Origin of the sequence: Pseudomonas sp. SJZ078, from assembly GCF_007828255.1 — a bacterium.
Classification (GTDB): Bacteria; Pseudomonadota; Gammaproteobacteria; order Pseudomonadales; family Pseudomonadaceae; genus Aquipseudomonas.
In genome coordinates, this window is the sequence record NZ_VIUG01000004.1 from 41,083 (window position 1) to 53,402 (window position 12,320).

Below are 12,320 nucleotides of genomic sequence, written 5' to 3' on the forward strand. Positions count from 1 at the left end.
CGTGGTTGATGAGGGGGTCATGAAAGTGGATTCGGACGTCGTTCCCACTCGGCCATCCACTGGACAAAAGCCTGCGGCTCCACCGCCTTGCTGAAGTAGTACCCCTGGGCCTCCTCGCACTGGTGAACCTTGAGGAACTCCAGTTGCTCGCGGGTTTCCACCCCTTCGGCGATGATGTGCAGGTTCAGGCCCTTGCCGAGGTTGATGATGGTGCTCACCAGCTTGGCGTCGTTGCTGTCGATGCTCAGGTCGCCGACGAACGATTGGTCGATCTTCAGCACATCCACCGGAAATTTCTGCAGGTAACTCAGGCTCGAATAACCCGTGCCGAAGTCGTCGATGGCCAGCCGGATCCCCTGTTGCTTGATGGCCTTGAGGATGGCGACGGTGGTATCGATGTTTTGCATCAGCACGCTTTCGGTGATCTCCAGTTCTAACTGTGTCGGGTCCAGTCCCGTTTCCTTGAGGGTGCGGGCGATGCCTTCGACGAAGCTGCGTTGACGAAAGTCGATGGCCGAGACGTTGACCGACAGGTACAGCGGCCGCATGCCCTGGGCTTGCCAGGCGCAGGCCTGCTGGCAGGCTTCCTGGAGCACCCATTGGCTCAGTGGCACAATCAGCCCGCTGTCCTCGGCCACCGGGATGAAATCCGACGGAGGGACCAGCCCGTGCCCCGGCCGGTTCCAGCGCAGCAGTGCCTCGGCGCCGACCACCTTGCCACTGCGCAGGTCCAGCTTGGGCTGGTAATGCAGCACGAACTCCTTGCGTTGCAGGGCCAGTCGCAAGCCGGATTCGATGGTCTGTTGCTGTCGGGCCCGCCGATTCATGTCTTCGGTGAAAAAACGGTAGTCGTTGGGACCGGTTTCCTTGACGTTGCGCATCGCCGTCTCGGCTTTCTTGATCAACGCTACGGCGTCGAAACCGTCGGCCGGATACACACTGACACCCAGGCTCGCGGTGACGGTCAGGTCATGGCCATCGATCGGTTGGGGCGAGTTGATGGCTGTCAGCAGTTTTTCCGCCACGCCCTTGATCTGCTGCGGGTCGGTGATATCCCCCAGCACCACCACGAATTCATCGGAGCCGTAGCGAAACACCGAATCGGATTCACGCACCACCGTCGCCAATGTGCGGGCCACGCGCTTGAGCATTTCATCGCCCACCGGATGGCCGAGGGCATTGTTGATGCGTTTGAAGCGATCCAGGCCAATGAACATCACCGCCAGTTGCCGGTCATGGCGCCGGCACTGGGCCATGGCCTGGGTCAGGCGATCCCCGAGCAACATGCTGTTGGGCAACTCGGTGAGCACGTCGTATTGCAGCAGGTGGGACACCTTGAGCAATTCCTGGACCCGCTCCTCGATGGTGCGTTCCAGGCTGCGCATTTTTCTCGCCGCATCCTGGGCCAACTGCCATTTCCAGGTCATGGCGCTGGCCATCTGGCGGATTTCCAGGGTATCGAAGGGTTTTTTCAGGATCAGCAGTTGATCGTCGAACTCGATGCGTTCGGACATGGTTTCCCAGGTGTAGTCCGAGAAAGCCGTGCACAGGGCGATTTGCAGGCGCGGGTCGGCTTGCCACAAGCGCTCGATGGTTTGCAGGCCGTCCCAGCCCGGCGGCATGCGCATGTCGGCGAACACCAGCGCATAGGGCTGGCCTTCGGCCTGGGCGCGCTTGACCAGCTCCAGGGCTTCTTCGCCCTGGTAGGCCGAGTCGATCTGAAATTGCAGTCGGTTGACCTGGGGCGTGCCGAACAACAGGCTCTCGGTGTCGTCCAGCGAATCATCGCTGCCGTTGCCGGGGCTGAGGATTTTGCGAAAGTCCTGATGGATGGCCGGCGTATCGTCCACCACCAGGATCCGCCGGTTGGCAGGTACCGACATGGGGTTCATGGGTTGCTCTCCGATAGCTGGCTCGCCGGCCGGGTCCAGTGATCCACCACGGGAACGATGGTACCGGCCTTGAGCAGTTCGGCGGCCTGGCCGCTGTCCACCACCGTGCTGAAATAATGCCCCTGGGCTTGCATCGCTCCGCCGGTGGACATCAGCGTGGTGCGTTGTTCCTGGGTCTCGACGCCCTCGGCGATGATGCCGATGCCCACGTCCCGGGCAAAGTTGATGATCGCCCGCAGGGTCATGGCGTTGTCAGGGTCGTCGTTGGCACTGTCGAGCAGGCGCTGGGCGAGTTTGAGGTGATTGACCCGATAGGTCTTGAGGTAATCGAAGGAGGAATACTCGGTGCCGAAATCATCGATGGCCACCTGAACTCCCAGTTCACACAGGCGCGGCAATACGTCGTTGTGGGTCCATTTGGTCTGGGCGAGGGTGGCTTCGGTGACATCGAAACGCAGGTCCCAGGGGGCCAGTTCCCAGCGGGCGGTGGTGCGCAGGACGTCATAGATCAGTTCCGGCCCGGTCTTGAGCTGGGTCAGGGAGAGGTCGAGGGCGATCACCGGCGGCGCCATGCCCTGGTCGCGCCACTGGCGCATCTGTTGGCAGGCCTGGTCCAGTACCCAATGTCCGAGGGCGATGATGAGCCCGGTTTTTTCGGCCGCCGGCATGAACGTGGACGGCTCCAGCCAGCCCCGTTCCGGGTGCTTCCAACGAACCTGCACGCCCATGCCCAGGATCTTGCCGGTGCCGAGGTCGACCTCCGGCAGGTAGTGCAGATGCAGTTCGTGGTTCTCGATGGCCTGGCGCAGGTCATTGGTCAGGGCGACCCGGTCCGTCACCTCCTGGTTGATCTCTTCGTTGTGGAAGTGGTACTGGTTGCGGCCCTTTTCCTTGGAGCGGTACAGAGCCATGTCGGATTGGGCCATCAGGCTGTCGGCGCTCTGGCTTTCAGGGGTGTACAGGGCGATGCCGATGCTCACGGAGATTCGTACATCGTTGCCGTCCAGGGAGTAGGGCGCTACCAGGGTGTCGCGGATCTTGGCCGCCAGGGCGGCGCACTGGGTCGGCTCGTGGACATCCAGCTGCAGGATGGCGAACTCGTCGCCGCCCAGGCGCGCGACCACGTCGTTTTCCCGGGTACAGCCCTTGATGCGGGTGGCGACTTCCTGCAACAGCAGGTCGCCGATGGGATGGCCCAGGGTGTCGTTGATCCGCTTGAAGTGGTCCAGGTCCAGGTAGAACATCGCGAACGCCGGCGCCCCCCGTCGCGCTGCGGCGAATGCCTGGTGCAGCCGTTCGATCACCGTGGCGCGGTTGGCCAGCCCGGTCAGGCCGTCGGTACGGGCCAGCAGGGCGATCTTTTCCTCGGCGAGCTTGCGTTCGGTGATATCCAGGATGATGCCTTCCACCTCCAGCAACAGGCCTTGCTCGTTGCGCACCGGGATATAGCGGTTTTCCACCCAGCGGAACGCGCCGTCGCCGGTGCGCATGCGGAACTCGATCGACGCTCCCGCCGTATCGCGATCCAGCACCCGGACCATGGCCTGGTCGATCTTGGACTGGTCATCGGGGTGGATCAGCGCCTGCGCCCAATCGGGTGAGTTGACCAGTTGCGCCGCGACATGACCGAACTTGGTGATGTTGTGGGAGATGTACATCAATGGGAACGGTGGTTCGCCGCGCAGGCGATAGAGGATGGTCGGGCTGTTCTGCACGATGATGTTGGCATCGGCCAGTTCCCGGGTGCGCTCCTCCACCGCTTGTTCGAGCATGTCCATCTTCAGTGCCGCGTCTTCGGTCATCTGCCATTTGACGGTCAGGGTGCTGGCCATCTGGCGAATCTCGATGGCGTCGAAGGGCTTTTTCAGGATGAGCAGACGGTCGCCCAGTTCGAGGCGGTCGGCAATGTCTTCCCAGGAATAATCCGAATAAGCGGTACACAGCGCCACTTGCAGCTTGGGGTCGGCGCGCCACAGCCTTTCGATGGTTTCCAGGCCATCCCAGCCCGGAGGCATGCGCATGTCGATGAAGGCCATGGCATAGGGCTGCCCCTGGGCCAGCGCTGTCTCGACCTTGTTCAAGGCTTCCATGCCCTGGAAGGCCGAATCGAGCACGAAACTCTGGGTAGCGACCGCGACTGGTGCGCCGAACAGGGCCTCTTCGGCACTGCTCAGGTGGTCTTCGGCAGGTGCCTGGGGGCTGAGGATCTTTCGAAAATCCTCATGAATCGTCAGGGTGTCGTCGACGATCAGGATCCGCCGGTTGGCTCTCTCCAAGGGCTGGCTCATGGCCGTGCACCAAGGTGATGCTGACTACAGAACCGTGGGTACATCTGATATCCCTTTCGCTGGCATGAGTATTCTGGCCTGTACTTGGCCCTTCATGGGGTACAGCATAGTCGTCTGATCGGGATGCGCTCGGTCAGTGATGGCAAATCATGTCTAAATTCTTGCGATCTACTAGCCTGTCATTTGGGGGTAAGGTAGAACTGTAGTCGTCTTACAGGAGGGGGTAGTAATGGAAGATCAATCGCCGGACGTTCCGGTCATGAAGCCGACGGTGCTGTTGGTCGATGATGAAGAGTCGATTCTCAATAGCCTGCGTCGGTTGTTGCGCAGTCAGCCCTATGAAATCCTGCTGGCCGACAGCGGTGCCAAGGCCCTGGAAATCCTCAAGGAAAGGCCGGTGGATCTGGTGATGACCGATGCGCGCATGCCCAACATGGACGGTGCGACGCTGCTGGCCCAGATCCGCAAGCTCTATCCGTCGACCCTGCGCATCCTGCTCACCGGCTACGCCGATGTGGACATGATGACCAAGGCTATCAACGAAGGGGGGCTTTATCGCTACCTCAGTAAGCCATGGAACGATGATGAACTGGTACAGGCCCTGCGCCAGGCCCTGGCCCACCAGCATTCGGAAAGCGAACGCCAGCGCCTCGAAGCGCTGAACCGCGAGCAGAATCAGCAGCTCAAGACCCTCAACGCCACCCTGGAAAAGCGCGTGGCGTCACGTACCGCCGAGCTGCAGCAGACCGCCGACATGCTCGACCTGGCCTATGAAGAGCTCAAGCGCAGCTATGTGACCGGCACCGAGGTGTTCTCGCTGATCGCCAACCTGCGCCTGCCCAAGGCCAAGCAGACCAACCGGCAGATCATCGAACTGATCCGGGTCTATAGCCGGCTGCACTTTCTCGACGAGTCCACCGACCGCGACCTGACCATGGCCGCGGCGCTCTACAACATCGGCAAGCTGAGCTGGACCGATAACATGATGGTCACGCCGGTCGACATGTTGCATCACAACGAACTGGACCTGTATCGCTCCTATCCGAAGCAGAGCGAGTCGCTGCTGATGACCCTGGACCCGATGAAGGACGCGGCGCGAATCATTCTTCATCACCAGGAACGCTGGGACGGCAGTGGTTTCCCCGATCACCTCAAGGGCGAGGCGATTCCGTTCGGTTCCAGGCTGTTGAAGCTGGCGGTGGACTTCATCGAGTTGCAGCGCGGGTTGATTCTCGAACGGCAGATGAACAGCGACGAGGCACTGGTCTACATCCGCAAATACGCCGGCAAGCTGTATGACCCGAACATGGTGGAGGACTTCATCAAGGCGTGTGGCGAGTACCTGGAAGACGTGACCCTGTCCGACCCGACGGTGAAAGTCATGGACACCCGCGAACTGGCCGCCGGCATGGTCCTGGCCCGCAACCTCAACGCCGACAACGGCATGCTGTTGCTCAATGCCGGCAAGGTATTGAGCGGTCCCTTGGTGGAGAAACTCATCGCCTTCGAAGCGATGGAAGGGGCCCGGTACAGCGTGTTCGTCAAGACACCCGAGGAGGAGCTGGATCCTTCGGCGCCGAAGCCGATGTTGGGGTGAGGGCTTCTGCAAATCAACCTGTGGGAGCGGGCTTGCTCGCGAAGGCGGTGTATCAGTTGCATCTATATGACCTGACACTCCGCGTTCGCGAGCAAGCCCGCTCTCACAGGGATTTGTGTTGAGTCCATTGTGGTCTGTAATCTCCCTCGGCATTTTTCCGCCAAGGCCGACATCCATGACCACCCTCCTCATCCATATCGCCGCCGCCCTGCTGATCGGGCCGGACGGTCGGACCCTGCTGGTGCGCAAGCGCGGTACCCGGGCCTTCATGCAGCCGGGCGGCAAGATCGAGCCCCACGAGCAACCGGCCCAGGCCCTGGCCCGGGAGCTGGAGGAAGAACTGGGACTGACAATCGATCCGGCACAGGCTCGCTACCTGGGCCCGTTCAGCGCGCCGGCCGCCAACGAGCCGGGCTTTGTCGTCCAGGCCGAGGTGTTCCTGTTGATCATCGACACCGCTGTGCTCCCTGCTGCCGAAATTGAAGAGGTTCGCTGGATCGACCCGGCCGGCGACGGCGGGTTGCCGCTGGCACCATTGACAGGTGAGGTGATCCTGCCGTTTTATCGAACCTCAGAGCTGTCGCACCCAAGCCTCAAGGACTGACTCACATGATTCCCTTGCCGGACCTGCTGGTGTTTGCCGCCGCCGCGTTGCTGATGGTGCTTACGCCCGGCCCGAACATGATCTACTTGATTTCCCGTTCGATCTGCCAGGGCCGTAAGGCCGGGGTTACCTCCTTGCTGGGGGTGGTGGCGGGGTTCTTCGTGCATGTATTCGCAGCGGCGGCGGGGCTGACGGCGGTGTTCCTGGCCGTGCCCATGGCCTATGAAGTCCTGAAATGGGCCGGTGCGCTGTACCTGTTGTGGCTGGCCTGGCAGGCCGTGAAACCGGGTGCTCGCTCGCCGTTCCAGGCACAGCAGCTACCCGCGGACTCGACGCGCAAGTTGATCACCATGGGCTTTCTCACCAGTGCGCTGAACCCGAAGATTGCGGTGTTCTACCTGTCGGTATTTCCCCAGTTCATCAGCCCGGAACATGGCTCAGTGTTCACCCAGAGCCTGATTCTCGGGCTGGTCCAGATCAGCGTCAGTTTCAGCGTCAACCTGCTGATTGCCCTGTTCGCCGCGGGTATTGCCGCGTGGTTCGTCCACAATCCCACCTGGCTGGCGCTGCAGCGCTATTTCATGGGGTTCGTTCTGGGCGCGCTGGCGCTGCGGTTGATGCTTGAGCAACGGCGGGCCGCGTGAACATCCGGCGGCTGCGGGCCGGCGATGCATCGGCCTATCGCGAGCTGATGCTCCAGGCCTATGGGCTGCATCCACAGGCCTTCACCTCCAGCGTCAGCGAGCGGGCGACGATGCCCATGAACTGGTGGGAGTCTCGCCTGACCAGCCGGTTCGAGGTGGTGCTGGGGGCGTTCGTCGAGGATGAGTTGGCCGGTATCGTCGGCCTGTCTCTGGAGCCGCGGCAGAAAGCCCGGCACAAGGCGACGTTGTTCGGCATGTATGTCGTCGATGACCATCGTCACCGTGGGCTTGGCCAGCAATTGCTGGAGGCCGCGCTTGACGAAGCTCGTCGGCATAGCTTCTTGCGCCTGGTTCAACTGACCGTCACCGCGGGCAACGATCCGGCGCTCAAGCTCTATCAACGTTGCGGTTTCGTGCTCTATGGCCTGGAGCCGATGGCGATACGAGTGGATGACGGGTATCTCGACAAGATCCACATGTGGCGTGAGCTCTAAGGCCCCATCGCGAGCAGGCTCGCTCCCACAGGGACTCGCGGGTGTACTCAGAATTTGTGCCCACCACAACATCCAGTGTGGGAGCGGGCTTGCTCGCGAAGGCGGTGGGTCAGTGCCACTTGTGGCGGCAGGCACGGCCTCTTCGCGAGCAAGCCCGCTCCCACAAGGGATCGTGGGTGTACTCGGAATCTGAGCCCACCACCGTTCCCTGTGGGAGCGAGCCTGCTCGCGATAGCGACCTTCCTGTATCAGCGAACCGCACTGACCCCATCCAGCGTCGAAAACGACGTGTCCTTGGCCGTCAACAGGAAGTCGCGCATATACGGTGCGTCGAGCATGTCGGTGCGAACCGCCGCGTACAGTGTGGCGAACAGGCCTTTCTCCCCCAGCCGCTTGGCTTTCACGTAACCCCGTGAGCTGTATTCATGCAGGGCCCAGTGGGGCATGCCGCAGACGCCCCGGCCGCTGGCCACCAACTGCATCATCATCACCGTCAGTTCGGACGTGCGGACCTGGGCCGGTTCGATGTCGGCCGGCTCGAGGAAGCGGGTGAAGATGTCCAGTCGGTCGCGCTCCACAGGGTAGGTGATCAGGGTTTCGCTGAGCAGGTCTTCGGGCACGATATAGGGTTTGCCCGCCAGCCGATGCTGGTTGGCCACGGCGAGCATCGCTTCATAGGTGAACAGCGGCACGTAGGTGATGCCCGCCAGTTCCAGCGGGTCGGACGTCACCACCAGGTCCAGGTCGCCGCGGGCCAGGGCCGGCAACGGGGCGAAGGCAAAGCCCGAGGCCAGGTCCAGTTCGACTTCCGGCCAGGCATCGCGGAACTGGTCGATGGTCGGCATCAGCCACTGGAAACAGCTGTGGCATTCGATGGCCATGTGCAAACGGCCGGCGGTGCCACCGGCCAGCCGGGCGATGTCCCGCTCGGCGCTGCGCAGCAACGGCAAGGTGGCGTCGGCCAGTTGCAACAAGCGCAGGCCAGCGCTGGTGAACCGTACCGGTTTGGTCTTGCGCACGAACAATTGCATCCCCAGGCGCTCTTCCAGCTCCTTGAACTGGTGGGAAAGGGCGGACTGGGTCAGGTGCAGGCGTTCGGCGGCCTCTACCAGGCTGTCGGCTTCGCGCAGGGCGTGCAGGGTCTTGAGGTGGCGGAGTTCAAGCACCGAAGTTGCTCCATGAAGAAAACTTGTGATCAACACGAAAAGGTTGAGTTTGTCTCATGTGGGGTCGGCTGTCGACAATGGCGTCATCTTTTACAGGAGGACTCTTACCATGGCCCTGGCCCACACCCTCGGTTTTCCCCGCATCGGCGCCGACCGCGAACTGAAGAAAGCCCTCGAAGCCTACTGGAAGGGCGATCTGGCACCGACCGCGTTGCAGAGCGTCGGTCGTGAACTGCGGGCCCGGCACTGGCAACTGCAGAAAGATGCCGGGATCGACCTGCTGCCGGTAGGGGATTTCGCCTGGTACGACCAGGTGCTCGGCCACACCTTGACCCTGGGTGCGGTGCCGGCGCGATTTCACGACACCTTGAACCTCCAAGGCCGACCGACCCTCGATACCCTGTTCGCCATGGCCCGGGGCGCCACGCCGACCTGCTGCGATGCCGACCACGGCCAGACCCAACATGCACAGGAACTGACCAAGTGGTTCGACACCAACTACCACTACCTGGTCCCGGAGTTTTCCATCGACCAGACCTTCGCCGTGAGCTGGGAACAGCTGTTCGATGAAGTGGACGAGGCTCATGTCCTGGGGCACCGGATCAAACCGGTGATCATCGGTCCGCTGACGTATCTGTGGCTGGGCAAGGCCAAGGGGCGGGATTTCGACAAGCTCGAGCTGCTGGAGCGCCTGCTGCCGGTCTACGGTGAAATCCTCAATCGCCTGAAGGCCCAAGGCGTGGAGTGGGTACAGATCGACGAGCCGATCCTCACCCTTGACCTGCCCCTGGCCTGGCGCAGTGCCTTCGAGCGGGCCTATCACATCCTTCAGTATTCGCCGCTGAAGAAACTGATAGCGACTTATTTCAGTGGCCTGCAAGACAATCTCGGCCTGGCCGTGAGCCTGCCGGTGGATGGTTTGCACATCGATGCGGTACGCGCGCCGGAGCAACTGGGCCAGGTGTTGGATCGCCTGCCGACCTACAAGATCCTCTCGGTGGGCCTGGTCAATGGCCGTAACGTCTGGCGCTGCGAACTGGAACAGGCGCTGGCGCAATTGCAGCCGGCCCAGGAACGCTTTGGCGACAACCTCTGGGTCAGCACGTCGTGCTCGTTGCTGCACAGCCCGGTGGACCTGGAGCGTGAAGACCGGCTCGACCCCGAGCTCAAAAGCTGGCTGGCCTTCGCGGTGCAGAAGTGTGGCGAAGTGGCGGTGTTGCGTGACGCCTTGAACGATCCGCAAGCCCCCGGCGTACAACAGACGCTGGCCGCCAGTCGCAAGGTGCAGGCGAGCCGCGCCGCTTCGACGCGCATTCACAAGCCCGAGGTCCAGGCCCGGCTGGCGGCCATCAAGCCGCAGGACTGCCAGCGGCGTTCAGCGTTTGCCCAGCGCATCGAACGGCAGCGGGAACGCCTGAAATTACCGGCCTTTCCCACGACCACCATCGGCTCTTTCCCGCAAACCCCGGCGATTCGCCTGGCGCGTCAGGCCTACAAGCAGGGCAAACTGTCGGCCAACGACTATCAGGACGCCATGCACACCGAAATCCGTCACGCCGTGCAGATCCAGGAACGCCTCGGCCTGGATGTGCTGGTCCATGGCGAAGCCGAGCGCAACGACATGGTGGAATATTTCGCCGAGCAATTGGACGGCTACGCCTTCACCCGTTTCGGTTGGGTGCAGAGCTACGGTTCGCGATGTGTGAAGCCGGCGATCATCTACGGCGACATCAGCCGGCCGAAGCCCATGACCGTCGACTGGATCCGCTATGCGCAAAACCAGACCGACAAGGTCATGAAGGGCATGCTCACCGGCCCCGTGACCATGCTGATGTGGTCGTTCCCCCGCGAAGACGTGTCGCGTCGGGTCCAGGCACAGCAACTCGCCCTGGCCCTGCGTGACGAAGTGATGGATCTGGAAGCGGCCGGGATCCGCATCGTGCAGATCGACGAGGCGGCCTTTCGCGAAGGCCTGCCGTTGCGGCGCGAGCAATGGCAGCAATACCTGGATTGGGCGGTGGAAGCCTTCCGCTTGAGCGCATCGGGTGTGCGTGACGAAACCCAGATCCATACCCACATGTGCTACAGCGAGTTCAATGATCTGATCCAGGCTATCGCGGCCATGGACGCTGACGTCATCACCATTGAAACCTCACGCTCGGACATGGAGCTGCTGGAGGCGTTCGAAGCGTTCGACTACCCGAACGATATCGGCCCGGGTGTCTACGACATCCATTCGCCGCGGGTGCCGGACACGGCCGAAATGGTCGGGTTGATGAACAAGGCCGCGAAGCGGATTCCCGCTGGACACCTGTGGATCAACCCCGACTGCGGCCTGAAGACCCGGGCATGGCCGGAAACCGAAGCGGCGCTGGTGAACATGGTCGCGGCGGCAAGGCAACTGCGTGGGCAGTTGGCCTGAGCGGTTCGACTCCTCTGCAGGTGAACACTTTTGTGGCGAGGGGATAAATCCCCTCGCCACAAAAGTGAGGTGTCTGGCCTTTCGGCAATCTTCATCAAACTGTCACGCAACTGTGGCAGCGCGCTTCAACGAATTTCATCAGACTCGCGCTCTACTGGGGTTCTGCGTTTTGGTGTTTCTTCATGCGTGTGTTTATTTTCCTGGCCGTCCTGTTGTTCGGTCTGCAGTCTATTGCGGCGTCTCGTTGTGATGTCAACGTCCCGACCCGACGGGTCGATCTGGAACAGGTGAGCCTGGCGTACCAGAGCATCGGTCGTGCTTCCGATCCGGCCTTGTTGCTGGTGATGGGGCTGGGCGGGCAATTGATCCATTGGCCGGATGAGGTGGTGGTCGCCCTGTGCGAGCAGGGCTTTCGGGTGATCCGTTACGACAACCGGGACGTGGGTTTATCCACCTGGCGGCAGGCGCCGGGCAGCGCCAACCTGACGTTCGAAGCGCTTCGTTACAAACTGGGTTTGACGGTCGACGCGCCTTATACCCTCACCGACATGGCCAATGACGGCCTGGGATTGATGGATGCGTTGCACGTGCAGAACTTTCATCTGCTGGGGGCAAGCATGGGCGGCATGATCGCCCAGCACATGGCGGCCATGGCGCCGCAACGGGTTGAAAGCCTGACCCTGATAATGTCCAGCTCCAGCGCCGCTGGGTTACCGGCGCCCAGCGCAACGCTGGTGCGATTGCTGTCCCGACGCAGTGCGCCGAATCGCGAGGTGGCGCTGGAGCAGCAGGCTGACCTGCTGGCCGCTCTGGGCAGCCCCATGGTGGTCGATGACCGCCAGGCGCTGCTGCATCAGGCGGCTGTGGCCTACGATCGGGCGTTCAACCCCGAGGGTGTGCAACGCCAGATCATGGCGATCATGGCCGAACCGAGTCGGGTCGAGTTGCTCAATCAATTGCAGGTGCCGACCCTGGTGGTCCATGGCACCGCCGACCCGCTATTACCGGTAATGCATGGCGTCCATCTGGCCGCGCATATCCGCGGCAGTCAGTTGAAATTGATCCCGGGCCTGGCCCATCGTTTTCAGGAAGCATTCAAGGAACCATTACTGGGGGCGGTGTTGCCTTACCTGCAACAGCATCGCGAAGACACCTCGCATTGGGCGCAAGTCGAACCGGCGCAGGCGCCGAATCTGCTTTGATAGAGGATTCG

General features: G+C 62.0%; 9 protein-coding genes. 6 read left to right on the plus strand and 3 right to left on the minus strand.

All coding sequences use genetic code 11. From position 1 onward, the window contains the following. Positions 1-17: 17 nt before the first annotated feature. The gene (locus FBY02_RS05600; protein WP_144924453.1) at positions 18-1,892 is read right to left on the minus strand and encodes a GGDEF and EAL domain-containing protein; all 1,875 of its coding nucleotides are present in this window, start codon (positions 1,890-1,892) and stop codon (positions 18-20) included. After that, on the minus strand, positions 1,889-4,180 hold the full coding sequence (locus FBY02_RS05605) for an EAL domain-containing protein (RefSeq protein WP_144924455.1): 2,292 nt from the start codon (positions 4,178-4,180) through the stop codon (positions 1,889-1,891). The genes FBY02_RS05600 and FBY02_RS05605 overlap by 4 nt, the downstream gene beginning before the upstream one ends. 229 nt (positions 4,181-4,409) lie before the next feature. Here FBY02_RS05605 and FBY02_RS05610 point away from each other — a divergent pair, with 229 nt between their 5' ends. The 4 genes from FBY02_RS05610 (at position 4,410) to FBY02_RS05625 (ending at position 7,519) form a co-directional block, all read left to right on the plus strand. Next, positions 4,410-5,777, plus strand: a complete 1,368-nt coding sequence (locus tag FBY02_RS05610; protein WP_144924457.1) for an HD domain-containing phosphohydrolase — start codon at positions 4,410-4,412, stop codon at positions 5,775-5,777. Positions 5,778-5,952: 175 nt separating this feature from the next. Continuing rightward, positions 5,953-6,381: an NUDIX domain-containing protein gene (locus FBY02_RS05615; RefSeq protein ID WP_144924459.1), complete on the plus strand. Its 429-nt coding sequence runs from the start codon at positions 5,953-5,955 to the stop codon at positions 6,379-6,381. Positions 6,382-6,386: 5 nt separating this feature from the next. Further along, a complete protein-coding gene (locus FBY02_RS05620; RefSeq protein WP_144924462.1) occupies positions 6,387-7,025 on the plus strand; it encodes a LysE family translocator in 639 nt (212 codons plus the stop codon). Further along, positions 7,022-7,519, plus strand: a complete 498-nt coding sequence (locus FBY02_RS05625) for a GNAT family N-acetyltransferase (protein WP_144924464.1) — start codon at positions 7,022-7,024, stop codon at positions 7,517-7,519. Before FBY02_RS05620 ends, FBY02_RS05625 begins: the two co-directional genes overlap by 4 nt. Positions 7,520-7,767: 248 nt before the next feature. On the opposite strand, the gene metR is transcribed toward FBY02_RS05625, so the two are convergent. Then, the gene (metR, locus tag FBY02_RS05630; RefSeq protein WP_024780930.1) at positions 7,768-8,685 is read right to left on the minus strand and encodes a transcriptional regulator MetR; all 918 of its coding nucleotides are present in this window, start codon (positions 8,683-8,685) and stop codon (positions 7,768-7,770) included. A 109-nt stretch (positions 8,686-8,794) separates the two neighbouring features. On the opposite strand from metR, the gene metE reads away from it, so the two are divergent. Further along, positions 8,795-11,107 (plus strand): 5-methyltetrahydropteroyltriglutamate--homocysteine S-methyltransferase, encoded by a 2,313-nt coding sequence (gene metE / locus FBY02_RS05635; protein ID WP_144924466.1) that lies wholly within the window; start codon positions 8,795-8,797, stop codon positions 11,105-11,107. 182 nt (positions 11,108-11,289) lie between these two features. Next, on the plus strand, positions 11,290-12,309 hold the full coding sequence (locus FBY02_RS05640; RefSeq protein ID WP_144924468.1) for an alpha/beta fold hydrolase: 1,020 nt from the start codon (positions 11,290-11,292) through the stop codon (positions 12,307-12,309). Positions 12,310-12,320 lie beyond the last annotated feature (11 nt).

Bases quoted from the DNA above. Each gene is read 5' to 3' on its own strand.
- FBY02_RS05600 (WP_144924453.1), bottom strand. From the start codon at position 1,892: ATGAACCCCATGTCGGTACCTGCCAACCGGCGGATCCTGGTGGTGGAC.
- FBY02_RS05610 (WP_144924457.1), top strand. From the start codon at position 4,410: ATGGAAGATCAATCGCCGGACGTTCCGGTCATGAAGCCGACGGTGCTG.
- FBY02_RS05615 (WP_144924459.1), top strand. From the start codon at position 5,953: ATGACCACCCTCCTCATCCATATCGCCGCCGCCCTGCTGATCGGGCCG.
- metE (WP_144924466.1), top strand. From the start codon at position 8,795: ATGGCCCTGGCCCACACCCTCGGTTTTCCCCGCATCGGCGCCGACCGC.
- FBY02_RS05620 (WP_144924462.1), top strand. From the start codon at position 6,387: ATGATTCCCTTGCCGGACCTGCTGGTGTTTGCCGCCGCCGCGTTGCTG.
- FBY02_RS05640 (WP_144924468.1), top strand. From the start codon at position 11,290: ATGCGTGTGTTTATTTTCCTGGCCGTCCTGTTGTTCGGTCTGCAGTCT.
- FBY02_RS05605 (WP_144924455.1), bottom strand. From the start codon at position 4,180: ATGAGCCAGCCCTTGGAGAGAGCCAACCGGCGGATCCTGATCGTCGAC.